We start from the raw sequence: 26,571 nt of genomic DNA, 5'->3' as shown, positions 1-26,571 counted from the left end.
AGGCGCATATCACTGCGGGTTGGCACGGATGCTGGAAAGCAACGACTTCAGGTTGGCAGCCTTGGGCTTGACCAGCCAGAAACGACGCAGGTAATCATCGAGGTTTTCGGCGAGGTTGCGGCCCCATTCGCTGCCGGTCTCCTCGACATACTCGTCCAGCACGTGCTGCAAGTGGTTCCGGTAGGACTCCATGGCTTCGCCGCTGATCCGCTGGATCTCGACCAACTCGTGGTTGACCTTGTCGACGAAGGTGTTGTCCTGATCGAGCACGTAGGCGAAACCGCCGGTCATGCCCGAACCGAAGTTGTAACCAGTCTTGCCCAGTACCGCGACAAAGCCCCCGGTCATGTACTCGCAGCAGTGATCGCCAGTGCCTTCCACCACGGTGTGGGCACCGGAGTTACGCACGGCGAAACGCTCACCGGCGGTGCCGGCGGCGAACAGCTTGCCACCGGTGGCGCCGTACAAGCAGGTGTTGCCGATGATGGCACTGTCCTGGGTCTTGTAGACGCTGCCTTTAGGCGGAACGATCACCAGCTTGCCGCCGGTCATGCCCTTGCCCACGTAGTCGTTGGCGTCACCTTCCAGGTACATGTGCAGGCCACCCGCGTTCCACACGCCAAAGCTCTGGCCCGCAGTGCCCTTGAAGCGGAAGGTGATCGGCGCTTTCGCCATGCCCTGGTTGCCGTGCTTGCGCGCGATTTCGCCGGAGATGCGGGCGCCAATCGAACGGTCGCAGTTGCAGATATCCAGGGCGAACTCACCACCGCTGGCGTCGTTGATCGACGATCCGGCGATTTCCACCATCTTCTCGGCCAGCAGGCCTTTGTCGAAGGGCGGGTTGCGTTCGACGCCGCAGAACTGCGGTTTGTCGGCCGGAATGTGATCGCTGCCCAGCAGCGGCGTGAGGTCCAGGTGATGTTGCTTGGCGGTCTGGCCTTCGAGGATTTCCAACAGGTCGGTGCGACCGATCAGCTCTTCGAGGGAACGCACGCCCAGCTTGGCCAGCCACTCACGGGTTTCTTCGGCGACGTAGGTGAAGAAATTCACCACCATGTCGACGGTGCCGATGTAGTGATCTTTGCGCAGCTTCTCGTTCTGAGTGGCGACGCCGGTGGCGCAGTTGTTCAAGTGGCAGATGCGCAGGTATTTGCAGCCCAGGGCGATCATTGGCGCAGTGCCGAAGCCGAAGCTTTCGGCGCCGAGGATCGCGGCCTTGATCACGTCGAGGCCGGTTTTCAGGCCGCCGTCGGTCTGCACACGTACCTTGCCGCGCAGGTCGTTGCCGCGCAGGGTCTGGTGGGTTTCGGCCAGGCCGAGTTCCCACGGTGCGCCGGCGTACTTGATGGAGGTCAGCGGCGAAGCGCCGGTGCCGCCGTCGTAGCCGGAGATGGTGATCAGGTCGGCATAGGCCTTGGCAACGCCAGCGGCGATGGTGCCCACGCCAGCTTCTGCTACCAGTTTCACCGAGACCAGCGCCTGCGGGTTGACTTGTTTCAGGTCGAAAATCAGCTGCGACAAATCTTCAATCGAATAAATGTCGTGGTGCGGCGGCGGCGAAATCAGGGTTACGCCCGGCACTGCATAACGCAGCTTGGCGATCAAACCGTTGACCTTGCCGCCTGGCAGCTGACCACCTTCGCCAGGCTTGGCGCCCTGGGCCACCTTGATCTGCAGCACTTCGGCGTTGACCAGGTATTCCGGGGTCACACCGAAACGACCGGTCGCGACCTGCTTGATTTTCGAGCTCTTGATAGTGCCGTAACGCGCCGGGTCTTCACCGCCTTCGCCGGAGTTGGAACGCGCACCCAGGCGGTTCATGGCTTCGGCCAGGGCTTCGTGAGCCTCAGGCGACAAGGCGCCCAGGGAGATACCTGCGGAGTCGAAGCGCTTGAGGATCGACTCCAGCGGCTCGACTTCGCTGATGTCCATCGGCGTGTCCAGGGTCTTCACCTTGAACAAATCGCGGATCATCGACACCGGGCGGTTGTCCACCAGCGAGGTGTATTCCTTGAACTTGGCGTAGTCGCCCTGCTGCACGGCGGCTTGCAGGGTGTTGACCACGTCCGGGTTGTAGGCGTGGTATTCGCCACCGTGCACGAACTTGAGCAGGCCGCCTTGCTGGATCGGCTTGCGCGCGCTCCAGGCTTCGGCTGCCAGGGCTTTTTGTTCGGCTTCGATGTCGACGAAACGCGCGCCCTTGATACGGCTCGGCACGCCACGGAAGCTCAGGTCGCAAACCTCTTCGGACAGGCCGATGGCTTCGAACAGCTGTGCGCCACGGTACGAGGTAACGGTAGAGATGCCCATCTTCGACAGGATCTTCAGCAAGCCCTTGGTGATGCCTTTGCGGTAGTTCTTGAATACCTCGTAGAGGTCGCCCAGCACCTCACCGGTACGGATCAGGTCGCCTAGCACTTCGTACGCGAGGAACGGATACACCGCCGAGGCGCCGAAACCGATCAGCACCGCAAAGTGATGCGGGTCGCGAGCGGTGGCGGTTTCCACAAGGATGTTGGAGTCGCAGCGCAGGCCTTTTTCGGTCAGGCGGTGGTGCACTGCGCCGGTTGCCAAGGAAGCGTGGATCGGCAGCTTGCCTGGGGCGATATGGCGGTCGGTCAACACGATCTGAGTACGACCGGCGCGCACAGCTTCTTCAGCCTGGTCGGCGACGTTGCGCACAGCGGCTTCAAGGCCGAGGCTCTCGTCGTAGTTCAGGTCGATGATCTGGCGATCGAAGCCGGGGCGATCCAGGGTCATCAACGAGCGCCACTTGGCCGGGGACACGACCGGCGAGCTGAGGATCACGCGGGAAGCGTGCTCAGGCGATTCCTGGAAGATGTTGCGCTCGGCACCGAGGCACACTTCCAACGACATCACGATGGCTTCGCGCAGCGGGTCGATCGGCGGGTTGGTCACCTGGGCGAACTGCTGGCGGAAATAGTCGTACGGCGTGCGCACGCGCTGGGACAGCACGGCCATTGGCGTGTCATCGCCCATGGAACCGACCGCCTCGTAGCCTTGCTCGCCGAGCGGACGCAGCACCTGGTCGCGCTCTTCGAACGTGACCTGGTACATCTTCATGTATTGCTTGAGCTGGTCGACATCGTAGAAAGCCGAACCGTGGTCGTTGTCTTCCATGGTCGCCTGGATGCGCAGGGCGTTCTTGCGCAGCCATTGCTTGTACGGGTGACGGGACTTCAAGCGGTTGTCGATGGCGTCGGTGTCGAGGATCTGACCGGTTTCGGTGTCCACGGCCAAAATCTGGCCAGGGCCCACGCGGCCTTTGGCGATAACGTCTTCAGGCTTGTAGTCCCACACGCCGATTTCCGACGCGAGGGTGATGAAGCCGTTGGTAGTGGTGACCCAACGCGCCGGGCGCAGGCCGTTACGGTCGAGCAGGCACACCGCGTAGCGGCCGTCGGTCATGACCACGCCGGCCGGGCCGTCCCACGGCTCCATGTGCATCGAGTTGTACTCGTAGAACGCACGCAGGTCCGGGTCCATGGTCTCGACGTTCTGCCACGCTGGCGGAATGATCATGCGCACGCCACGGAACAGGTCGATGCCGCCGGTGACCATCAGTTCGAGCATGTTGTCCATACTGGAGGAGTCGGAACCCACGCGGTTGACCAGCGGGCCGAGCTCTTCCAGGTCCATCAAATCGTTGGCGAACTTGGTGCGACGGGCCACGGCCCAGTTGCGGTTGCCAGTGATGGTGTTGATCTCGCCGTTGTGGGCGAGGAAGCGGAATGGCTGGGCCAGCGGCCATTTCGGCAGGGTGTTGGTGGAGAAGCGCTGGTGGAACACGCAGATTGCGGTTTGCAGGCGCTCATCGCTCAGGTCTGGATAGAAGGCGGTGAGGTCCGCCGGCATCATCAGGCCTTTATAAATGATGGTCTTGTGGGAAAAGCTGCAGATGTAGTGGTCGGTGTCGGCGGCGTTGGAAACCGACGAACGACGACGGGAGGTGAACAGCTTGATCGCCATGTCCTGGTCGCTCAGGCCTTCGCCTGCGATGAACACTTGCTCGATCTGCGGCAGGCGCTCGTTGGCCAAGCGACCAAGTACGCTGGTGTCGATCGGCACTTTGCGCCAGCCGACGAGCTGCAGGCCGGCGGCCAGGATCTCGCGGTTCATGTTTTCGCGAGCGGCTTCGGCCTTGACCGGGTCCTGGTTGAAAAACACCATGCCCACGGCGTACTGCTTGGGCAGGTCGACCGCAAATTGCTCTTTTGCGACAGCGCGCAGGAACTGGTCGGGCTTTTGAATCAGCAAGCCGCAACCGTCACCGGTCTTGCCGTCGGCGTTGATCCCACCGCGGTGGGTCATGCAGGTCAGGGCCTCGATGGCCGTTTGCAAAAGGGTATGACTGGGCTCGCCCTGCATATGGGCTATCAGGCCGAAACCGCAGTTATCCTTGAATTCATCGGGTTGGTACAGACCTGCTTTCATAGACACTTTCTCACCAGGCTGCCTCTTATATCGAGGCAAATTTCTTTTCAATTCAACCGGTTACCTTCCACGCCGAACGTACGCCGGCTTAGCGGGGGCAAAAGGGAGGTCATTGTACACACCGACACAGACGCTCACAAATTTAGCGACGAAATGTCGCAAATCTATGTCGCATTTATGAAAGGTTTAAAGCGATATGCTGTGCTAGTCAAAACTTTTTTAATTCTGACCGCTACGACTCAAAAGCTACTGTGACGCAGACACCACAAAGCGCGCGGCCTGTAAGGGCAGCACGCACTTGCGGATTTTTTTGAGGTGCCGGGAGGGCGGCCTGGGTAAGGCCGCCGGATCTTCAGCGAGTTGTTGCGAGTTCTTGTTGAACGCTGGCAACAGTGCGAGGCCAAGGTTTACCAGCCTGAACCTTCGCTGGCAAGGTTTTGATCGCAGAATCGGCGGCTGCACGGCTGGAGAAGTTGCCGTAGGTGATCACGTAGAGAGGCTTGCCGTTGAGCACTTTCTTGAAATAACGGTACTCGCCGCCCTGCTCTTTCACGAACGCCTGGGCGTTGGCTTCGGAGCTGGTGCCGAGAATCTGCACCACGAAGTTGCCGGTCGGCTGGCTGGCATACCAGCTGCTACCAGCAGCGCCGGCTTTGGCAACGGTGGCGGCCGGTTTTTCAGCAGGCTTGGCAGCCGCAGCCGCAGCTGGCTTGGCGGCTGGCGCAGGCGCGACCGGCTTGGTCACAGGCGCAGGCTTTGCAGTGGCAACGGTCGGCGCCGGGGTCGGCTTGGCAACTGCTGCCGGCTGGCCCGCTGGCACGCCCGCAGGCGGTGCAGTGGTGGTCACGGTAGGCGGTGTAGCGCTGGAACCTTCCAGCGGCACGCCGTCGTCGCCTTCGGAGATGCCACCGGCTTCTTCGGCGAGCGGACCGCGCATCACCGGCTGGCCGACCATCGGCAGGTTGGTCGGTTGGCCGGAGTTGGCGAACTCGACGTTTGGCGTGGGCTTGCCCAGTGGCAACTGCGCCTGTTCGGTTGGCGCGCCGGCCGTGGTCGGTGCCTTGCTGCGGCCTGGAATCAACCAGGCGGCGGCGACAGCGACCACGACAACGGCGGAAATAGCCAATACGTGTTTCTTAGGCATAGTGAACCCCATCTTTGGACGCTTGACCGCAGTGCGGCTGGCAATCATGGCTTCGATCATGGCATCGCGGGCAACCTGGTTGATGGTGCCAGGCCAGCCGTCGGAGCTTTCGTGAATATCAGAGATCTGCTGAGCGGAGAAAAGTTCGATACCGGCCCCTGCGCCTTCAAGGCGTTGAGCCAGGTATTCGCGGGTTTCTTCCTCTTCGTACGGCTGCAGCTCGATGACGTGGAACAGCTCCTGGTCACCGCTGATCTGCTCCAACTCGGCGATCAGCGACGACTCACCAAACAGGAACACGTGCGGGCGACCTTCCGGTGTACCGGCTGCCAGCGCCAGCAGCGCTTCCAGGGCGGATTCGTCGAGCTGCTCGGCGTCATCCACCAGCAGGTAGACTTCCTGGCCGGTCAGGCCCAGCTGCACCACTTGCTTGAGGATCGCATTCGGCTCGGCAGTCGCTACGTCCAGCGCCTGGGCGACCTGGCGCAGAACGCCCGCCGCATCACCGGCACCACGGGCCGACACCACCACACTCTGCACCGACTGCTTGTTGGTGCTGGCCACCAGGGCCTGGCGCAGCAGGGTCTTGCCGCTGCCCAGCGGGCCGGTCACGACCAGCAGCAGCTGGCTGTAACGCGCGAGGTGGTGCAGCTGGCCGAGCACTGGCTTGCGCTGGGCCGGGAAAAATTTGAAGCCAGGCACCCGTGGAGCAAAAGGGTCGTGGCTTAACTGGTAATGGCCGAGGAACGCCTCGTCGGCATGCAAACTAGTCATCGGGATCTTATTAACCTTTAAGCTGGGCCAGGGCGCGGTAATCCGCTCCCAGCGTGGCCTGTAAAATCTCTTTCGGATAATCGTCGGTCACCACCGCTTCGCCCATGTGGCGCAGCAGCACCAGTCGCAGTCGACCGTCGATCACTTTCTTGTCTATTGCCATATGTTCGAGGAAATCCGCCTCAGTCATCTCCTCCGGCGGGATCACCGGCAAACCGGCGCGCTGGAACAGGCGGATGCCGCGATCACGCTCCTCGGCGCTGATCCAGCCCAGGCGCTGCGACATCTCCAGTGCCATCACCGTGCCAGCAGCTACGGCCTCCCCATGCAACCACACACCATAGCCCATGTGAGTTTCGATCGCATGGCCGAAGGTGTGGCCCAGGTTCAGGGTAGCGCGTACACCAGACTCCCGTTCGTCGGCATTCACCACCAGCGCCTTGGCGGCGCAGGAGCGCGAAATCGCTTCGGTGAGTGCCGCCTGGTCGAGGTTGCGCAGGGCATCCACGTGTTCTTCCAGCCAGGCCAGGAACGGCTCGTCGCAGATCAACCCGTATTTAATGACTTCCGCCAGGCCCGCCGACAGCTCGCGCGGCGGCAAGGTGTTGAGGGTCGCGGTGTCGATCAGCACGGCTTGAGGCTGGTAGAACGCGCCCACCATGTTCTTGCCCAGCGGGTGGTTGATGCCGGTCTTGCCGCCCACCGACGAATCGACCTGGGACAGCAACGTGGTCGGCACCTGGATAAAGTCCACGCCACGCTGGTAACAGGCCGCCGCAAAGCCGGCCATGTCGCCGATCACACCGCCGCCCAGGGCGATCACGGTGGTGCGGCGGTCATGACGTGCGGTGAGCAGGCCATCAAAGATCAGTTGCAGGGTTTCCCAGTTCTTGTGGGCTTCGCCGTCGGGCAGGATCACGGAGATCACCGAATAGGCCGACAGGCTGCGGCTCAGACGCTCAAGATACAGCGGCGCGACCGTTTCGTTGGAGATGATCGCCACTTGCCGCCCGGCAATATGCGGTGCGAGCAACTCGGGCTGGTCCAGCAGACCTTCGCCAATATGGATCGGGTAGCTGCGCTCGCCTAGATCGACCTTAAGTGTCTGCATGTGTCCCCGCGTTAGAGATATTGTGACGACCGATGACGCCACGTTCTGACGTCACCTGATGGCTCTACGCCACACCCCACAGGGTGATAGCGCGCCGCCGAGAATAGCGCATTTCGAGCCGGGCTTTAACGGGGTGGCAGCCGTTGCAGGCGCTCAAGAATGTCGAGGACCACCATCCGAGGTGGCCGCTCATCGGTTTCTACCACCAGATCGGCGATTTCCCGATACAGCGGATCGCGCAGCGTGAGCAGGTCCCGCAGGGTTTTCTCCGGGTTGGCCGTGCGCAGCAACGGGCGATTGCGATCGCGGGCGGTACGGCCCACCTGCTGCTCGACCGACGCATGCAGATAGACCACCCGACCACCGGCATGCAGCGCGCGACGGTTTTCTTCGCGCATCACTGCGCCACCGCCGGTGGCCAATACCACGCCGTCGAGTCCGCAGAGCTCGGCGATCATCGCCTGCTCGCGGTCACGAAAGCCCAGTTCGCCTTCCTTATCGAAGATCCATGGGATATTGGCACCCGTGCGCAATTCAATTTCCTTGTCGGAATCTTTGAACGGCAGGCGCAGCTCTTTGGCCAGCAAACGGCCGATGGTGCTTTTTCCAGCGCCCATCGGTCCTACAAGAATCAAATTTCGCACAGAATCAACGACTCACAGCAATCGCCTGGTTATTCATAATACGCGGAGTCAGGAATACCAGCAGCTCGGATTTTTTCTCCGCCAGCACATCGCGCCGGAAAAGGCGGCCAAGATACGGCACATCGCCCAAAAATGGCACTTTATCTACCACTTTGCTTTGGGTATTGGAGAAAACCCCGCCGATGACGATGGTCTCGCCATCCTTGACCAACACCTTGGCGTTGACCTCGTTCTTCTTGATCGGTGGTACGTCGTTGAGTTTGTTCAGGTAGTCGGGCTCGTCCTTGGTGACCTTGACCTCCATGATCACGCGGTCATCCGGGGTGATTTGCGGGGTGACTTCCAGCGACAGCGAGGCCTCCTTGAACGACACCGACGTAGCGCCACTGGAGCTGGATTCCTGATAGGGAATTTCTGTGCCCTTGAGGATGCGCGCGGTTTCCTTGTCGGACGTGACCACCTTGGGTTGCGAGACGATTTCGCCGTTGCCGGTTTTCTCCATGGCGGTGAGTTCCAGGTCCAGCAGCAGGTTGTCGGTGATATACGCGATACCCAGGCCCGAAGTGCCGGTGAGTGACCCCAGGTCCACAAAGGGTGAACTGGGTGGGTTCTCCGGCGGTTCCGCGCCTTCAGGCTGAGGTTTCGGAATGCCTCCTGCGCCCCAGTTGCCGCGATTGAGCCGCCCACCCCAGCGCGCACCCAGGCTTTTGTCGTAATCGACATTGGCCTCGACAATCCGCGCTTCGATCATCACCTGGCGTACCGGAATATCCAGCTGTGCCACGATCCGCCGCAGCTCCTCCAGCCGCTCAACGGTCTGGTAGGCGATGATGTTGTTGGTGCGATCATCCACCGCCACCGAACCGCGCTCATCGGTCACGCCTTCAAGGCCAGTGACCGACTGGAACAACTTGGCCAGGTCCGCCGCCTTGGCGTAATTGACTTGCAGCAACTCCCGGCGCAACGGCGCCAATTCGGCCATCTGTTTGCGCGATTCCAGCGTCAGCAGCTCACGCGCAGCCAACTCTTCGGCCGGCGCCACCAGCAACACGCCGGCCTTGACCCGCTTGTCCAGGCCCTTGGCTTGCAGCACCAGGTCCAGCGCCTGATCCCAGGGCACCTCCTTGAGACGCAGGGTGATCGAGCCTTGCACATCGTCACTGGCAACCAGGTTGAGGCCCGCCACGTCGGCAATTTGTTGCAACGCGGTGCGCAACTCGATGCTCTGGAAGTTGAGGGTGAGCTTATCGCCTGTGTAGGCGTTCAGTGTAGCGAGGCCGGGAGGCGGCAAGTGGATCAGATCCACACGATTGGGCACAGCAACAGCCATCGGTGTCGTGAACGCTATCCATAGCGCCACACCGAAGGACGAGAAAGTCCTTTTCATTGTTTGATTCCGTTATGAGTTGATGTTTAACAACAAGGTTCGCGGGCGTTCCAGCCATGCGCCCTGACCATCAGGAAACAGCTCGACCAGTTCTATAGCGCGCTCATGGATGGCTGTGATCCGACCATGGTCCGGGCCGAGGTAGTCCCCGACCGCCAGGCGATGGACCTTGGAGGCAGCCCGTAGCAAGGCAAATACCTGCACCCCACGGGACAGCGTGCCCACCATTTCAAACTGCTCCACCGCGAGGTTTTCCAGAACGCCACGTGGCCGGGCGAGGTCCGGCGCTCGGGTAGGCCGACCCTTCGGATGGTCGACCTGCGCTGCGAGCAGTTGAAATGGATCACGCAACCCCGACAAGTCGTAGGCAAAAGGCTGTCGCGGTACACGCTGCCCGCCGCCCTGCGCATGCCAGTAAGTCTTGACCAGCAGGTCCAGACGCAGCAGCTTGCCATGACGCCGCATGGCCATATCGTGCACCGTGGAGATGCGCGACAGGCTGCCCAGACCCGTGAGGAACATTGCCAGATCGTGATAAGTGCCCATGACGCCGACCTGCACGGGTTGTTCGTGAAAGAACGGCTGAGACTCCTCATCCAACGGCGTGACGCTCTCGACCAGCAAGCCATTGGCCAGTGCCAGGCGCGCGATATCTTCGAGCAAGCCAGGCATTCCGGACTCGCCGGGCAACGCCTGCGTTAGTTCATTGACCTTAACTTGCATCCGTTGAAGCTGCTGCGCGCGCGCTTCAAGGCTGGCGGCCAGGCCAGTCTTGTGTGCGATTTGCTGCTGTAGGGCCACTTCCCGCGCTTCGACCTGACGCAACCGCTCCCGCGAAGGACTCAGGTACACAAGGTCACCCACCACAAACACCACGCCCGCCAGCGCACAGCCCAACAGGGCCTTGCCAGTCAGGGGCCATTTTGCAGTGTTGTGAGTGAGTACGGAAAGATTGAGCCTTGGCAGGCTCAAGGTTGAGCCTCGGAGGACTCTCCCTGACGCACCATCAGCTGGAATTCATTGTTACCGCGCGCGCCATCCGTTCGCACATGCTGCAACCGCGCGGAATGGGCACCTTCCGCCGCCTCCAGGCGACGCATCAATTGGGCGATGTCCTGGCTGGACTCAGCGCTGCCGCTGATACTGACCGTATCGCCCTTGGCCACCACTTCATGCAGGTGCACCCCATCGGGGACCGCTCGCGCCAGTTGGTCCAATAGCTGCGCGCCTGGCGAGCGGGCATCGTGCAGGTCTTGCACGACCTTCATGCGCTGGGCCAATTGCTGGCTTTGCTCCTGCAGGTCATCGATGGTCTTGATGCGTGAATCCAGGCCGACGACCTCCTTGCCCAGATGGTCATTGCGGGTCACTTGACGATCAATGGCCTGGTCGATGACCTGGTCCGCCAGCCACACGGCCGCGAGCGCCGCACAGGCGAACGCCAGCAAGCACGCCAGTAGATACTTGCGTCGCCGCTCTGCCAGCGCCTGACGCCAAGGCAGTAGGTTGATTCGTGTCTTCAAGCGAAACTCCTCAGGGCCAACCCGCAAGCAATTCCCATCCCCTGGGCATCCACGGCCCATTGTGCACCATCGACGCGATGGCTCGGCGTGAAGCTGGCGAAATCCTGACGGCAAGCGCGCGCCAATGCAAACGCTTCGATATCGATTACCTTCGACACCAGCCCCGCCAGGGTCAAAACCGCCTCGCGGGCCTCCACGTGTTCCTTCAAGCATGCAGCCAGCAGTACCTCGACCCGACTCGGATCCAGGGCCGTCGGCCCGCGCACTTGAAAGTCGATAGCCACATCATCCAGCGGATAAGGAATGTACTGGTCCGCCTCCATCTGGATCATCCAGCTCATCTCATCATCAGAGAGCCCAGCGTCCATCTCGATCATCCGCGTGATCACCGAGGGCCCGGACACCGCAGCGACAGCACCACGAACCGATGTCGACACCCAGCAAGGTGCCACCTTTTCCCGTGAAAAATCCCTTTCCCATAAAACTCCCTAAAGCTTTGCCTGTCATACCGCCTGATTGCCGCTGGGCGCCATGCATTCGGTCGACTTGTTGAACAGGTGCGAATGACGTCCCAAGTCGAAAAATGCTTTAATGCCCAGCGTTTTTTCCCGCTTTTTATCTGCAGCTCGGGTCGATCCATCGTTTGCCATGCATGCCCCGACGCCTAACTCATTCTTTTCTCTGGAAATCCAAAAGCCTTGATTCGTCTGCTGAAGTTTTTCGGGTACTCCATTGTCGCCATCGTTTGCGGGCTGCTGCTCGTGCTCAGCGGGGCCTACCTCTACCTTAGTCCGGGTTTGCCCTCGGTAGAGGCCCTCAGAAGTATCCAGTTGCAGATTCCTTTGCGGGTCTACAGCAGCGATGAAAAACTGATCGCGGAGTTCGGCGAAATGCGCCGCACACCGATCCGTTTTGCCGATATTCCGCCCAATTTCATCAGCGCCCTTTTGTCGGCTGAAGACGATAATTTTGCCAACCACTATGGCGTCGACCCCAGCAGCCTGGTGCGTGCGGCGACACAACTGGTAAAAAGCGGACACATCCAGTCCGGCGGCAGCACCATCACCATGCAGGTGGCGAAGAACTTCTTCCTCACCAGCGAGCGCAGCTTTTCGCGCAAGGCCACCGAGATCCTCCTGGCGCTGCAGATCGAACGCCAGCTGACCAAGGACGAGATCCTTGAGCTGTACGTCAACAAGATCTACCTGGGCAACCGTGCCTACGGCATCGAGGCGGCTTCGCAGGTCTACTACGGCAAGTCCATCCGTGACGCCAGCCTGGCGCAGATGGCGATGATTGCCGGCCTGCCCAAGGCCCCTTCACGCTTCAACCCCCTGGCCAACCCGGCGCGCAGCAAAGAACGCCGCGACTGGATCCTGGGCCGCATGTACAAGCTGGGCAAGATCGACCAGGCCGCTTACGAAAGCGCCATCGCCGAACCGCTGAACGCCAGCTACCACGTGCCGACGCCGGAAGTGAACGCGCCTTATATTGCTGAAATGGCGCGCGCCGAGATGGTCGGCCGCTATGGCAGTGAGGCCTACACCGAAGGTTTCCGGGTGACCACCACGGTGCCAAGCAACCTGCAGGAAATCGCCAATGACTCGGTGCATTCCGGCCTGATCACCTACGACCAGCGCCACGGCTACCGTGGCCCTGAATCGCGCCTGCCGGGCAAGACCCTGAGCGCCTGGACCACCGAGCTGGGCAAGCAGCGCGCCATCAGTGGCCTGGAGCCGGCTATCGTCACCCAGGTGAAGAAAGACGGCGTACAAGTGCTGACCCGCACCGGCGAAGCCCATGTAGCGTGGGACAGCATGAAATGGGCACGCCCGTTCCTGAACACCAACAGCATGGGCGCGCTGCCCAAGCAGCCGTCTGACGTGGCGCAAGTGGGTGATTTGATCCGCGTGCAACGCCAGAAGGACGACAGCCTCAAGTTCAGCCAGGTGCCCCTGGCCCAAGGCGCGCTGGTGTCGCTGGACCCGCAAAACGGTGCAATCCGCGCGCTGGTCGGTGGCTTCGCCTTCGAGCAAAGCAACTACAACCGCGCCACCCAGGCCAAGCGCCAGCCGGGTTCGAGCTTCAAGCCGTTCATCTACAGCGCCGCACTGGACAATGGCTACACCGCCGCCAGCCTGGTCAACGATGCGCCGATCGTGTTTGTCGACGAGTACCTGGACAAGGTCTGGCGCCCGAAGAACGACACCAACACCTTCCTCGGCCCGATCCGTATCCGCGAGGCGCTGTACAAGTCGCGTAACCTGGTATCGATCCGCTTGCTGCAGGCCATGGGCGTCGGCAAGACCATTGACTACATGACGCGCTTTGGCTTCAACAAGTCGGACCTGCCGCCAAACCTGTCCCTGGCCTTGGGCACCGCGACCCTCACGCCGATGGAAATCGCCACCGGCTGGAGCACCTTTGCCAACGGCGGCTACAAGATCGCGCCGTACCTGATCGACAAGATTGAAAGCCGCAACGGCGACACCCTGTTCACTGCCAACCCGCCGCGAGTGCCGGGGGATGTGGTCAATGGCGTGGCGGCGACGGATGGTCTGGCGGCACCGAGCAATGGCGGTATCACCATTGAGCCGACGCCAGGCACTGCACCTGCCACAAACACTGCTGCAACCGAGCCGCAGGCGCCTGCCGTGGCCGAGCGCATCGTGGATGGCCGTACCACCTACATCCTCAACAGCATCCTGGAAGACGTGATCAAGAAAGGCACCGGCCGCCGCGCCCTGGCCCTGGGCCGTCCGGATATTGCGGGCAAGACCGGTACCACCAACGAATCCAAGGATGCCTGGTTCTCCGGCTACAACGCCGATTACGTGACCACCGTGTGGACCGGCTACGACCAACCGGAAAGCCTGGGTCGCCGCGAGTTCGGTGGCACCGTCGCGCTGCCGATCTGGATGAGCTACATGGGCGCCGCCCTGAAGGACAAGCCGCCGCACACCCAGCCGGAGCCGGAAGGCATTCTCAGCCTGCGCATCGACCCGGTGAGTGGCCGCGCGGCCTCGCCAAGCACGCCGAATGCGTACTTCGAACTGTTCAAGAGCGAAGACACGCCGCCGTCGGTCAACGAGCTGGGCAATGGCGTTGTGCCGGGCAGCCCGCTGCCGGCGGATGAGGCGGCACCGATCGATCTGTTCTGACTGTGAGGGAGGGCTTGTTGTGGTGAGCGGGCTTGCTGTGGTGAGCGGGCTTGTCCCGCGCTGGGCTGCGAAGCAGCCCTAAAACATACAACCGAGCTCTAACTGACTTACCGCATTGCCTGGATTAGGGCGGCTTCGCCACCCAGCGCGGGGCAAGCCCGCTCACCACAAAAAGCTCGCTCGCCACAAGAGCCTGCCCAGCACAAAATGATTCGCCACAAAAAAGCCCCGACTCGCGAGAGCCGGGGCTTTTTGTTGGTGCGTTACAACGGCTTAGCCGTTGAACACATCATCCACGCTTTGCAGCGGGTAGTGCTTCGGATACGGCAGGGTGGCCACGCCGGTCTCGATGGCGGCTTTGGCCACGGCATCGGAGATCAGGGTGATCAGGCGCTTGTCCATTGGTTTCGGAATGATGTACTCACGACCGAACTCCAGCTTGATACCACCGTAGGCGTCGCACACTTCCTGAGGCACCGGCAGCTTGGCCAGTTCACGCAAGGCGTTGGCGGCAGCCACTTTCATCTCTTCGTTGATGCGCTTGGCGCGAACGTCCAGGGCACCACGGAAGATGAATGGGAAACCCAGTACGTTGTTGACCTGGTTCGGGTAGTCCGAACGGCCGGTCGCCATGATCACGTCACTACGGGTGGCGTGAGCCAGTTCCGGAGAGATTTCTGGATCAGGGTTGGAGCAAGCGAACACGATCGGGTTGGCCGCCATGGACTTGAGGCCTTCGGCGCTCAGCAGGTTCGGGCCGGACAGGCCGACGAACACGTCTGCACCGTCGAGGGCGTCAGCCAGGGTGCGCTTGTCGGTCGCGTGGGCAAACATCGCCTTGTACTGGTTCAGGTCGGTACGCTCGGACTGGACCACGCCCTTGCTGTCGACCATGAAGATGTTTTCCAGCTTGGCGCCCATGCTCACCAGCAACTTCATGCAGGAGATGGCCGCAGCGCCGGCGCCCAGGCAGACGATCTGTGCGTCAGCCAGGGTTTTGCCAGCGATTTCCAGAGCGTTGATCATGCCGGCCGCAGTAACGATCGCGGTGCCGTGCTGGTCATCGTGGAATACCGGAATGTCGCACTGTTCGATCAGGGCCTTTTCGATCTCGAAGCACTCAGGTGCCTTGATGTCTTCCAGGTTGATGCCACCGAAGGTGATGGAAATGCGCTTGACCGTGTCGATGAAAGCCTGCGGGCTTTCGGAGTCGACTTCGATGTCGAAAACGTCGATGCCGGCAAAGCGCTTGAACAGCACGCCTTTACCTTCCATGACTGGCTTGGAAGCCAATGGGCCGAGGTTGCCCAGGCCCAGAATCGCGGTGCCATCGGAAATCACTGCAACCAGGTTGCCTTTGCCGGTGTACTTGTACGCCAGTTCAGGGTCGCGGGCGATTTCACGTACGGGCTCGGCAACACCAGGGCTGTAGGCCAGCGACAGGTCGCGAGCGGTGGCAGTGGCTTTGGTGAGCTCTACACTCAGCTTTCCTGGACGAGGATGGGCATGATATTCGAGAGCGGCAGTTTTCAAATCAGACATATCGGCATTCCGCTTTTACTGTTGGTCGACGGACCGCCGAGGATACGCGTGTCGCAAAGTCCCTACAAGACTGGGCAGTCACAGGTGTCAAGGGCCCTGCGCTACGACTTTCGGCCAAGAGCCACGGGATACAAGGGCTTAACTGTTCACAATCGACTAAAAAAATGTCTACAATTTTTTCTTAATCAGTCGATTTGAGCATGCTGGGGTCCGTCAATGGCAGCATCCAACGTGCCTGGCCGTTTTTAAGGCCACCGCGTTTGGCGCGATCCTGCACCCAGCCCCGCGCCTCGACTGCCTTGCCTTGCAGACCACTGAGGGTTGCGGCGTCGAATTGTCGGACGAGGTCGGGTGCAATGCGTAATACCAGTGAACCCTGCAATTCGATCCAGATTCCGCCGCGATTGCGTTCGATCTTGCTCACTCGGCCGCTGACCAAGGCGAAGCCGGATTGCTTGAGCCGGGCCACGTTTTGCACCGGCGATTGCCGCCACAGGCCCGACCGCGTGTCACGGGCGCTGTTTTCAGCGGCCTGCTGGCAGGCGACAAGATCGACGTTCGGCGCAACACCTACCTGAAAGCCCAGGCCTTCGGCCAGCAGCCGCGCCTCAAGATTCTCGCCATCCGCGCCGTACAGGTGGGCCAACGTGCGGCCATAGCGGTCCTTGCTCTCGCGCCCAGGCACCAACCCGACGCGACCGTCGCTCGCGTCGACCAATACCTGTAAACGCTGGCGGGCGGCAACCGCGTAAGGCTCGTCGGTGTGGCCTTTCTTGCCGGTTTCCGGGGCATTGAGGCCGATCATCCGCACGCTGCGGCCATCCGTGAGGCGCACCGTGTCGCCATCCACCACGCGCTGCACTTCTACCGGGACCAAGGAGGCCGGCGCAGGGCAAAACACCTCGGCCTGGGCAGCCGGCAGCCAAATCCCAGGCACAAAAAAGGCGCCCGCAAGGGACGCCTTTTTCAACAGCTGGCAAAAGCCCATAAGGCTTTTGAGCCTTACTCTGCTGGAGTAGCAGGCTTCTTGCCGAAAGCACCAAAGCGATCTGCGAAGCGCTGTACGCGGCCGCCGGTGTCCAGAGTTTTCTGCTTACCGGTGTAGAACGGGTGGCACTCGTTGCATACGTCAGTACCCAGTGGCTTGCACAGGTTCGAACGGGTCTGGAACTTGTTGCCGCAGCTGCAAGTTACGTCGATGACTTCGTACGCTGGATGGATATCGGCTTTCATGGCACTTCCTCGGGCTAGCGTGCCGCCACTCGACACTATTGTCGAATACCGCACGTAATTAGGCCGCGGATTCTACCAGACCTTTTTAATCGCGCAAGCCGCGTATCCGGCTGAAAACCGCCTTTCATCAGAAAACCGTGGCATACCCAAGCCCTCCCCTGTCTGCTAGGCTCCCGCCCCTGCGCCACCGCCTGCCTTTATATGAGACCCCCCGCGTGCCCGACGCCATTTTGCGCCTAGCCCTGCCCTCGCCCCTGCGCCGCCTGTTCGACTACCGGGCCCCGGCCGGCGTGCTGCGGGCACAGTTGCAGCCGGGCATGCGCGTGCGCGTGCCGTTTGGCCGGCGGGAAATGATCGGCATATTGGTGGAGGTCGCGGATCACAGCGAAGTGCCTGCGGAAAAGCTCAAGCCCGCGCTGGCCATGCTTGATGCCACGCCGCCGCTGCCGCCCGCCCTGTTCAAGCTGTGCCTGTGGACCGCCCAGTATTACCAGCACAGCCTCGGCGACACCCTCAGTTGGGCGCTGCCGGTGCTGTTGCGCCAAGGCGAACTGGCCGAAGCCCGCCAGGAACGTTTCTGGTCGATGGTGCCCGGTGCGCGCCTCGACGACCCGCGCATCGCCCGCGCCCCGCGCCAGCGTGAAGCCCTGGCGACACTGGCCCAGCACCCCCATGGCGTCGCGCATCAGCTATTAAGCAAGCTGATGCTGAGCAAAGACAGCCTCGACCTGTTGCTCGCCAAGGGCCTGGTGCAGGTGGAAATCCGCAAGCACGCCCCGGATGCCCGACACGAACACTGGCTGGCCCAACCGGAATTGCCGCTGAACCCCGAGCAACGCGCCGCTTATGAAGCGATTCGCGCCGGCTTCGACAGTTTCCATGCGTTCCTGCTGGCCGGCGTCACCGGCAGCGGCAAGACCGAAGTCTATCTGCAGTTGATCCGTGAGACCCTGCAAGCCGGCAAACAGGCGCTGGTGCTGATTCCCGAGATCAACCTGGGCCCACAGACCCTGGCGCGCTTCGAACAGCGCTTCAACGCGCGCATCGCGCTGGTGCACTCGGCAGTCAACGACCGTGAGCGTCTCGAATCCTGGCTGGCCGCACGGGATGGCGAGGCCGACATTATTATCGGCACCCGCTCGGCGCTGTTCACGCCGATGAAAAACCCTGGGCTGATCATCATCGACGAGGAGCACGACGGCTCCTATAAACAGCAGGAAGGCTTGCGTTACCACGCCCGCGACCTGGCACTGGTGCGTGCGCGCCAGGAAGACATCCCGATTGTGCTGGGCTCGGCCACGCCATCCCTGGAGAGCTTGCACAACGCCTACACCGGGCGTTACGGCCTCCTGCGCCTCAACGAGCGTGCCGGCGGCGCCAAGCAGCCAAAATTCCTGCGCCTGGACGTCAAAAGCCGTCCACTGGACAGCGGGATTTCCGGGCCGATGCAACAAGCCATCGGCCAGACCCTCGCCGCTGGCCAACAGGTCCTGGTATTCCTCAACCGGCGCGGCTTTGCGCCGACCCTGCTGTGCCACGACTGCGGCTGGATGTCCGAATGCGAACGCTGCGATGCGCGTATGACCGTGCACCAGCGCTACGGCGAGCTGCGCTGCCATCATTGCGGCCATGTGGAACGCGTACCGCGCCACTGCCCGCAGTGCGGCAAAGTCGACCTGCGACCGGTGGGCGCGGGCACCGAACGGGCTGAAGAGCGCCTGGGCATTCTGTTCCCGGATTACCCGGTTTTGCGGGTCGACCGCGACAGCACCTCGCGCAAGGACGCGATGAACCAACTGTTCGCCACCATCCAGAAAGGCCACCCATGCATCCTGATCGGCACGCAGATGCTTGCCAAAGGGCACCACTTTCCACGGGTGACCCTGGTGTCGATCCTGGATGCCGACGGCGGGTTGTTCTCCGGGGATTTCCGCGCCAGCGAGCGTATGGCGCAGTTGATCGTGCAGGTTGCTGGCCGCGCAGGGCGTGCCGAAGAGCCAGGCCGGGTCATCATCCAGACCCACTTGGCCGACCATCCACTGCTGATCCAGCTGACCGAACAAGGCTACTTCGCCTTCGCCGAGCAGGCGCTGAGCGAACGTCGCGCGGCGGGCCTGCCGCCGTTTTGCCATTTGGCCCTGCTGCGCGCCGAAGCCCACAAGCCAGGGCAAGCAGAGAGTTTTCTGGATGAGGCGTGCAGCGCCGCCGAACGTTTGCTCGGCGAACTGGGCCTGAGCGGCATCGAACTGCTCGGCCCGGTGCCCGCCCCGATGGAGCGTCGCGCCGGGCGTTATCGCGCTCAGCTACTCTTGCAGGCAACCTCGCGCGCACCCCTGCATCGGTTATTAAGTAGCTGGTTGCTTGCCCTGGAGCAAATGCCCAGCGGCCGGCAAGTGCGATGGTCATTGGACGTAGACCCGGTAGATTTGTATTAAGCCTGGCCATAGGTCCCGCGAAGGTTGGCAAGCCCGCCCTCGCCACGGATAATGCCCAGTTTTTCCACCTGCGCATCGCGCGCCGCCGCTTGCGGTCGAAAGAGAACACCATGAAAGACACCATTCGCCAGCTGATCCAACAAGCCCTCACCCAACTCGTCAACGAAGGTGTGTTGCCTGAAGGCCTGACGCCGGCGATCCAGGTGGAAAACACCCGCGACAAGACCCACGGTGACTTCGCCAGCAACATCGCGATGATGCTGTCCAAGCCTGCGGGCATGAAGCCGCGCGACCTGGCAGAAAAAATCATCGCCGCGCTGCCGGCCGACGAAAGCGTGACCAAGGCTGAAATCGCCGGCCCTGGCTTCATCAACTTCTTCCAGAACACCCAGGCCCTGGCTTCGCGCCTGGATGCTGCCCTGGCCGACGCCAAGATCGGCGTGCGCAAGGCCGGCCCGCTGCAACGCGTGGCGATTGATCTGTCGGCACCGAACCTGGCCAAAGAGATGCACGTGGGCCACCTGCGCTCCACCATCATCGGCGACGGCGTGGCGCGGGTCCTGGAATTTCTCGGCGACACCGTGATCCGTCAGAACCACGTGGGCGACTGGGGCACCCAGTTCGGCATGCTGATGGCCTACCTGCAGGAAAACCCGATCACCAGCAACGAGCTGTCGGACCTGGAAAACTTCTACCGCGCCGCCAAGAAGCGCTTCGACGAGTCCGAAGAATTCGCCGACCGCGCCCGTGGCCTGGTGGTCAAGCTGCAAGCCGGTGACAAGGAATGCCTGGAGCTGTGGAACCGCTTCCGTGAGATTTCCCTGTCCCATTGCCAGGAAATCTACGAGCTGCTCAACGTCAAGCTGACCATGGCCGATGTGATGGGCGAAAGTGCCTACAACGACGACCTGATCAACGTGGTCAACGACCTCAAGGCCAAAGGCCTGCTGGTAGAAAGCAACGGCGCGCAGTGCGTGTTCCTCGAAGAATTCAAGACCGCCGAAGGCGAACCGCTGCCGGTGATCATCGTCAAGGCCGATGGCGGCTATCTCTACGCCACCACCGACCTGGCCGCCGTGCGCTACCGCAGCGGCGTGCTCAAGGCTGATCGCGCGCTGTATTTCGTTGACCAGCGCCAGGCCCTGCACTTCCAGCAGGTGTTCGAAGTGGCGCGTCGCGCCGGCTTCGTCACCCACCCGATGCACATGGAACACATGGGCTTCGGCACCATGAACGGCGCCGATGGCCGCCCGTTCAAGACCCGTGACGGCGGCACCGTGAAGCTGATCGACCTGCTGACCGAAGCCCAGGAACGTGCCTACAACCTGGTGAAGGAAAAGAACCCGGAGCTGGCCGAGGCCGACCTGCGCAACATCGCCCGCGTGGTGGGCATCGGCGCGGTGAAATACGCCGACCTGTCCAAGCACCGCACCAGCGACTACAGCTTCAACTTCGAGCTGATGCTGAACTTCGAAGGCAACACCGCGCCGTACCTGTTGTACGCCTACACCCGTGTGGCGGGCGTGTTCCGCAAGCTGGGCAAGGACTTCAGCGAAGTCGAAGGCCAGATTGTGCTGGACGCCCCGCACGAACAGGAACTGGCCGCCAAGCTGGCGCAATTCGGTGAAGTGCTGAACAGCGTCGGCGAAAAAGGCACGCCGCACATCCTGTGCACCTACCTGTACGAAGTCGCCGGCCTGTTCTCCAGTTTCTACGAGAACTGCCCGATCCTGACCGCCGACGACGAAGCCCAGAAGCAAAGCCGCCTGCGCCTCGCCGCGTTGGCGGGACGGACCCTCAAGCAAGGCCTGGAACTGTTGGGCCTGGAAACTCTGGAGCGTATGTAAGTTGGCTGCCAAGAAAAAACCTGCACCCAAGCGCGGCGCCAGCCGCTACCAGGCCCCGGCGAAGAAGCCTATTCCAGGCTGGTTGTGGATGGCGATCGGCCTCACCGTCGGCGCGTTTATCGTGTTCCTGATGAAGCTGGACCCGGGCAAGGGCGATGACGTCAAACGGGTCAAGCAGGAACAGCAGAAGGCCACGAAAATGGCCGAAGCCAACAAGACGGCGCCGAGCCCGACCGCACCGGTGAAGCCGAAGTACGATTTCTACACGTTGTTGCCGGAATCGGAAGTGATCGTGCCGCCTGACGCCGTACCGGAGAAAACCCTGCCGACGCCACAGGTGCCGACCACCCCGGTCACCCCGGCGGAAGCGGCAAAAATCGACACGGCGCGCGCCCAGGCCGCGCTGGCCGGCATTACGCCGCCGCCAGCACCGCCGGTTGCCGAGACCAAAGCCGCGCCGGTGACCAAGTTCTTCCTGCAAGCGGGTTCGTTCCCGAAACAGGCGGATGCGGATCGCGTGCGGGCGCAGATTATTCTGCTGGGCCAGTCGGTGACGGTTGAGTCGGGTACGGTGAAGGAGGCGACCTGGTATCGCGTGCTGGTGGGGCCGTTCAGCAACCGTGAACAGCTGACCGTGGCGCAGAAGCAATTGGCCGGCGCGGGCTTTAGCAACCTGTTGTTACAACAACGCCAGAGTCGCTGAGACTAAGAGCGCAGCAGGCCCCATGTGGGAGCGGGCTTGCTCGCGAAAGCGGTATTTCAGTCAGTATTTCGGCGACTGACCCACCGCATTCGCGAGCAAGCCCGCTCCCACATTTTGTTTTGTGGCGTGTCAGAAAGATAAACACCACTCGTCCGCACACTGCCCCCGCGGTTGAAATCCCCCCCACCATCCCCATATCAGTTTCCATCAGGGCATTTTCGCCCCGCTGCGTGGAGACTCTCCCCTTGACCACCATCGTTTCAGTACGTCGCCACGGCAAAGTCGTCATGGGCGGCGACGGCCAGGTTTCCCTGGGTAATACCGTGATGAAAGGCAACGCCAAGAAAGTGCGTCGCCTGTACCACGGCCAGGTTCTCGCAGGCTTTGCCGGCGCCACCGCCGACGCCTTCACCCTTTTCGAACGTTTCGAAGGCCAACTTGAGAAACACCAGGGCCACCTGGTGCGCGCGGCGGTTGAACTCGCCAAAGAATGGCGCACCGACCGCACCCTCAGCCGCCTGGAAGCCATGCTGGCCGTCGCCAACAAAGACGCGTCCCTGATCATCACCGGCAACGGCGATGTGGTTGAGCCTGAACATGGCCTGATCGCCATGGGTTCCGGCGGTGGCTACGCCCAGGCGGCCGCCAGCGCACTGTTGAAGAAAACCGACCTGTCGGCTCGCGAAATCGTCGAGACCGCCCTGGGCATCGCCGGTGATATCTGCGTGTTCACCAACCACAACCAGACCATTGAGGAGCAGGACCTCGCCGAGTAAGCCGTAGGCTTATTCCGCTTGAGGCCGCCAAACACTATGTCCATGACTCCCCGCGAAATCGTCCATGAACTCAACCGCCATATCATCGGCCAGGACGATGCCAAGCGCGCCGTAGCGATTGCGCTGCGTAACCGCTGGCGCCGGATGCAACTGCCCGAAGAACTGCGCGTTGAAGTAACGCCCAAGAACATTCTGATGATCGGCCCGACCGGCGTCGGTAAAACCGAAATCGCCCGCCGCCTGGCCAAGCTGGCCAATGCGCCGTTCATCAAGGTCGAAGCCACCAAGTTCACCGAAGTGGGCTACGTTGGCCGCGACGTCGAGTCGATCATCCGTGACCTGGCCGACGCCGCCCTGAAAATGCTGCGCGAACAGGAAGTGACCAAGGTCAGCCACCGCGCCGAAGACGCCGCCGAAGAACGCATCCTCGACGCCCTGCTGCCACCGGCACGCATGGGTTTCAACGAAGACGCCGCGCCGGCCTCGGACTCCAACACCCGCCAGCTGTTCCGCAAGCGCCTGCGTGAAGGCCAGCTGGACGACAAGGAAATCGAGATCGAAGTCGCTGAAGTCTCTGGCGTCGACATCTCCGCCCCGCCTGGCATGGAAGAAATGACCAGCCAGTTGCAGAACCTGTTCGCCAACATGGGCAAGGGCAAGAAGAAAAGCCGCAAGCTCAAGGTGAAGGAAGCGCTGAAACTGGTGCGCGACGAAGAAGCCGGGCGCCTGGTGAATGAGGAAGAACTCAAGGCCAAGGCCCTGGAAGCGGTCGAGCAGCACGGCATCGTGTTTATCGACGAGATCGACAAAGTCGCCAAGCGCGGCAATTCCGGCGGCGTCGATGTGTCCCGCGAAGGCGTACAGCGCGACCTGCTGCCGCTGATCGAAGGCTGCACGGTGAACACCAAGCTGGGCATGGTCAAGACCGACCACATCCTGTTTATCGCCTCCGGCGCGTTCCACCTGAGCAAGCCAAGCGACCTGGTGCCGGAGCTGCAAGGCCGCCTGCCGATCCGCGTGGAGCTCAAGGCGCTGACCCCAGGCGACTTCGAGCGCATCCTCAGCGAGCCGCACGCGTCGCTCACCGAGCAATACCGTGAGCTGCTGAAAACCGAAGGCTTGGGTATCGAATTCCAAGCGGACGGCATCAAGCGCCTGGCGGAGATCGCCTGGCAGGTCAACGAGAAGACCGAGAACATCGGTGCCCGTCGTTTGCATACCTTGCTGGAGCGGCTGCTGGAGGAAGTGTCCTTCAGTGCTGGCGACCTGGCTGGCGCGCAAAATGGCGAAGTGATCAAGATCGACGCTGAATACGTCAACAGCCACTTGGGCGAATTGGCGCAGAACGAAGATCTGTCGCGCTACATTCTGTAGAGTTCAAGCTGTAAGCTACAAGCGACAAGTTGACCCCATTCAACTTGAAGCCTGTAGCTTGCAGCCCAAGGTCTTCCCAATGTCAAAATTTCCCACCGCTGTAAACCTGCACAAAACCTCCAACACCCTTGGCCTCACCTACGGGCCCGACGAGGTGTACCAACTCCCCGCCGAACTGCTGCGCACCCACTCGCCTTCCGCCGAGGTCCAGGGGCACGGCAAACCGATCCTGCAATTCGGCAAGCTCAACGTGAAGTTGATTAAGGTAGAACCCGCTGGCCAGTACGCACTGAAATTGACCTTCGACGACGGTCATGACAGCGGACTGTTCACCTGGGACTACCTCTACCAGCTCGCCGTGCGCCAAGACGCGTTGTGGGTCGATTATCTGGCCGAACTCAAAGCCGCTGGCAAAACCCGCGATCCGGATCAGTCGGTCGTGCGGCTGATGCTCTAGCCCAGGCCTCTTGCTCTTTAGAGGGCATTTTCTAATTTCATCTGCTTGAATGCCCTGTCGCGTGACCAACGATTGGTCCGCTTGCGAAAAAAATTAAACTCGGGTAACCAATGGAGCTGGCAAGTTCCCTGCATTTGACGATGCGGTATCAACGGTCACCCGAGTCGCAGTACCAGGCTTGTGTTGTGTATCGAAACTGGGTGCGCAGCGGTCCCCGGTACTCGTCTTTCGGACAATGGAGCGTCGTAGATGAGTAACAAGAACAACGATGACTTGAAACGCCAGGCCTCGGAAAACACCCTGGGGCTCAACCCGATCATCGCGTTACGTAAAAAGGATTTACTCGCCTCGGCGAAGATGGTGCTGACCCAAGCCATCAAACAACCGCTGCACAGCGTCAAGCACGTCGCGCATTTTGGCGTCGAGTTGAAGAACGTGATGTTCGGCAAATCCGCGTTGGTGCCCGAAAGTGACGACCGTCGCTTCCAGGACCCGGCCTGGAGCCAGAACCCGCTCTACAAACGCTACCTGCAAACCTACCTGGCGTGGCGCAAGGAACTGCACGACTGGATCGGCGACAGCAACCTGTCGGAACAGGACATCAGCCGTGGTCACTTTGTGATCAACCTGATGACTGAAGCCATGGCCCCCACCAACAGCGCGGCCAACCCGGCGGCGGTCAAACGTTTCTTTGAAACCGGCGGCAAGAGCCTGCTCGATGGCCTGTCCCACCTGGCCAAGGACATGGTGCACAACGGCGGCATGCCGAGCCAGGTCAATATGGGCGCCTTTGAAGTGGGCAAGACGCTGGGCACGACCGAAGGCGCCGTGGTGTTTCGCAACGACGTACTGGAGCTGATCCAGTACAAGCCGATCACCGAACAGGTGCACGAACGCCCGCTGCTGGTAGTGCCGCCGCAGATCAACAAATTCTATGTATTCGACCTGAGCCCTGAGAAGAGCCTGGCGCGCTTCTGCCTGCGCAATAACCAGCAGACTTTTATCGTCAGCTGGCGCAACCCGACCAAGGCCCAGCGCGAGTGGGGCCTGTCGACCTATATCGAGGCGCTCAAGGAAGCGGTGGATGTGGTCACGGCGATTACCGGCAGCAAAGATGTGAACATGCTCGGCGCCTGCTCGGGGGGTATCACCTGCACCGCCCTGCTCGGCCACTACGCGGCGCTGGGAGAGAAGAAGGTCAACGCCCTGACCCTGCTGGTGAGTGTGCTCGACACCACGCTGGACACCCAGGTAGCGCTGTTCGTCGACGAACAGACCCTGGAGGCGGCCAAGCGCCACTCCTACCAGGCCGGCGTGCTGGAAGGCCGCGACATGGCCAAGGTGTTTGCCTGGATGCGGCCCAACGACCTGATCTGGAACTACTGGGTCAACAACTACCTGCTGGGCAATGAGCCGCCGGTGTTCGACATCCTGTTCTGGAACAACGACACCACGCGTCTGCCAGCGGCTTTCCACGGTGACCTGATCGAGCTGTTCAAGAACAACCCACTGGTGCGCGCCAACGCACTGGAAGTGTGCGGCACGCCCATCGACCTTAAGCAGGTCACCGCCGATATCTATTCCCTGGCTGGCACCAACGACCACATTACGCCGTGGCAGTCGTGCTACAAGTCGGCGCAGTTGTTTGGCGGCAAGGTGGAGTTCGTGCTGTCCAGCAGCGGGCATATCCAGAGCATCCTCAACCCGCCGGGCAACCCCAAGGCGCGCTACCAGACCAGCGACAGCCTGACGGCGAAGCCCCTGGAATGGCAGGAGAATGCGACCAAGCATACCGATTCGTGGTGGTTGCATTGGCAAGCCTGGCAGGCGGAACGGGCGGGCAAGTTGAAGAAAGCCCCGACGGCGCTGGGTAATAAAACGTACGCCGCAGCCGAAGCAGCACCGGGCACATACGTACATGAACGCTAGATTGAAATGAGATCCAAATGTGGGAGCGGGCTTGCTCGCGAACGCGGTCCATCAGTATCAAATGTACTGACTGACA

The 26,571-nt window shown here is 61.5% G+C and carries 18 protein-coding genes and 2 pseudogenes; 8 read left to right on the top strand and 12 right to left on the bottom strand.

From position 1 onward, the window contains the following. Positions 1-9: 9 nt before the first annotated feature. The 9 genes and pseudogenes from gltB to HX823_RS07770 form a co-directional block, all read right to left on the bottom strand. Positions 10-4,455 carry a glutamate synthase large subunit gene (gene gltB / locus HX823_RS07810; RefSeq protein ID WP_038846427.1) on the bottom strand — a complete coding sequence of 1,482 codons (4,446 nt, stop codon included), beginning with the start codon at positions 4,453-4,455 and terminating at the stop codon, positions 10-12. Positions 4,456-4,807: 352 nt separating this feature from the next. After that, entirely contained in the window at positions 4,808-6,373 is a 1,566-nt protein-coding gene (locus tag HX823_RS07805) for an SPOR domain-containing protein (protein ID WP_038846424.1), read from the bottom strand. A 10-nt stretch (positions 6,374-6,383) separates the two neighbouring features. Beyond that, entirely contained in the window at positions 6,384-7,484 is a 1,101-nt protein-coding gene (gene aroB, locus HX823_RS07800; protein WP_177074566.1) for a 3-dehydroquinate synthase, read from the bottom strand. Positions 7,485-7,609: 125 nt separating this feature from the next. Beyond that, entirely contained in the window at positions 7,610-8,128 is a 519-nt protein-coding gene (gene aroK, locus HX823_RS07795; protein WP_016979191.1) for a shikimate kinase AroK, read from the bottom strand. Between the two features lie 4 nt (positions 8,129-8,132). Beyond that, positions 8,133-9,389: pseudogene (locus tag HX823_RS07790) on the bottom strand (type IV pilus secretin PilQ); the annotation flags it as partial. Positions 9,390-9,527: 138 nt separating this feature from the next. Continuing rightward, entirely contained in the window at positions 9,528-10,487 is a 960-nt protein-coding gene (locus HX823_RS07785) for a pilus assembly protein PilP (RefSeq protein ID WP_177074565.1), read from the bottom strand. Beyond that, entirely contained in the window at positions 10,484-11,038 is a 555-nt protein-coding gene (locus tag HX823_RS07780) for a PilN domain-containing protein (protein WP_038846416.1), read from the bottom strand. Before HX823_RS07780 ends, HX823_RS07785 begins: the two co-directional genes overlap by 4 nt. Next, a pseudogene (pilM, locus tag HX823_RS07775) lies at positions 11,035-11,475 on the bottom strand (pilus assembly protein PilM); the annotation flags it as partial. The pseudogene pilM and the gene HX823_RS07780, both read right to left, overlap by 4 nt. Before the next feature lie 66 nt (positions 11,476-11,541). Further along, positions 11,542-11,688, bottom strand: a complete 147-nt coding sequence (locus HX823_RS07770; RefSeq protein WP_021492324.1) for a hypothetical protein — start codon at positions 11,686-11,688, stop codon at positions 11,542-11,544. Between the two features lie 51 nt (positions 11,689-11,739). On the opposite strand from HX823_RS07770, the gene HX823_RS07765 reads away from it, so the two are divergent. After that, positions 11,740-14,199: a penicillin-binding protein 1A gene (locus HX823_RS07765; RefSeq protein WP_371317947.1), complete on the top strand. Its 2,460-nt coding sequence runs from the start codon at positions 11,740-11,742 to the stop codon at positions 14,197-14,199. A gap of 273 nt (positions 14,200-14,472) precedes the next feature. On the opposite strand, the gene HX823_RS07760 is transcribed toward HX823_RS07765, so the two are convergent. The 3 genes from HX823_RS07760 to rpmE form a co-directional block, all read right to left on the bottom strand. Beyond that, positions 14,473-15,741, bottom strand: a complete 1,269-nt coding sequence (locus tag HX823_RS07760) for a malic enzyme-like NAD(P)-binding protein (RefSeq protein ID WP_016979185.1) — start codon at positions 15,739-15,741, stop codon at positions 14,473-14,475. Between the two features lie 181 nt (positions 15,742-15,922). After that, entirely contained in the window at positions 15,923-16,729 is an 807-nt protein-coding gene (locus HX823_RS07755; protein ID WP_177074563.1) for a thermonuclease family protein, read from the bottom strand. A 14-nt stretch (positions 16,730-16,743) separates the two neighbouring features. Beyond that, positions 16,744-16,974, bottom strand: a complete 231-nt coding sequence (gene rpmE / locus HX823_RS07750) for a 50S ribosomal protein L31 (protein WP_033897755.1) — start codon at positions 16,972-16,974, stop codon at positions 16,744-16,746. Between the two features lie 215 nt (positions 16,975-17,189). Between rpmE and HX823_RS07745 the strand changes: the two genes are divergently transcribed. The 7 genes from HX823_RS07745 to phaC all read left to right on the top strand — a co-directional run bounded on the left by HX823_RS07745 (position 17,190) and on the right by phaC (position 26,495). Next, the gene (locus HX823_RS07745; RefSeq protein ID WP_177074562.1) at positions 17,190-19,409 is read left to right on the top strand and encodes a primosomal protein N'; all 2,220 of its coding nucleotides are present in this window, start codon (positions 17,190-17,192) and stop codon (positions 19,407-19,409) included. A 110-nt stretch (positions 19,410-19,519) separates the two neighbouring features. Continuing rightward, positions 19,520-21,256 carry an arginine--tRNA ligase gene (gene argS / locus HX823_RS07740; protein ID WP_038846408.1) on the top strand — a complete coding sequence of 579 codons (1,737 nt, stop codon included), beginning with the start codon at positions 19,520-19,522 and terminating at the stop codon, positions 21,254-21,256. A gap of 1 nt (position 21,257) precedes the next feature. Further along, positions 21,258-21,959: an SPOR domain-containing protein gene (locus HX823_RS07735; RefSeq protein ID WP_038846407.1), complete on the top strand. Its 702-nt coding sequence runs from the start codon at positions 21,258-21,260 to the stop codon at positions 21,957-21,959. Positions 21,960-22,204: 245 nt separating this feature from the next. Next, positions 22,205-22,735 carry an ATP-dependent protease subunit HslV gene (gene hslV / locus HX823_RS07730; protein WP_049710414.1) on the top strand — a complete coding sequence of 177 codons (531 nt, stop codon included), beginning with the start codon at positions 22,205-22,207 and terminating at the stop codon, positions 22,733-22,735. Positions 22,736-22,771: 36 nt separating this feature from the next. Then, positions 22,772-24,109 (top strand): ATP-dependent protease ATPase subunit HslU, encoded by a 1,338-nt coding sequence (hslU, locus tag HX823_RS07725; RefSeq protein ID WP_038844805.1) that lies wholly within the window; start codon positions 22,772-22,774, stop codon positions 24,107-24,109. 79 nt (positions 24,110-24,188) lie between these two features. Next, the gene (locus HX823_RS07720; protein WP_033897751.1) at positions 24,189-24,566 is read left to right on the top strand and encodes a gamma-butyrobetaine hydroxylase-like domain-containing protein; all 378 of its coding nucleotides are present in this window, start codon (positions 24,189-24,191) and stop codon (positions 24,564-24,566) included. A gap of 249 nt (positions 24,567-24,815) precedes the next feature. Then, complete coding sequence (phaC, locus tag HX823_RS07715) at positions 24,816-26,495, top strand: class II poly(R)-hydroxyalkanoic acid synthase (protein ID WP_177074561.1); 1,680 nt, start codon at positions 24,816-24,818, stop codon at positions 26,493-26,495. Positions 26,496-26,571 lie beyond the last annotated feature (76 nt).

The organism is Pseudomonas sp. P7759 (assembly GCF_013386445.1).
GTDB lineage: Bacteria > Pseudomonadota > Gammaproteobacteria > Pseudomonadales > Pseudomonadaceae > Aquipseudomonas > Aquipseudomonas azotoformans_A.
This window is presented reverse-complemented; position numbering and strand designations above follow the sequence as displayed.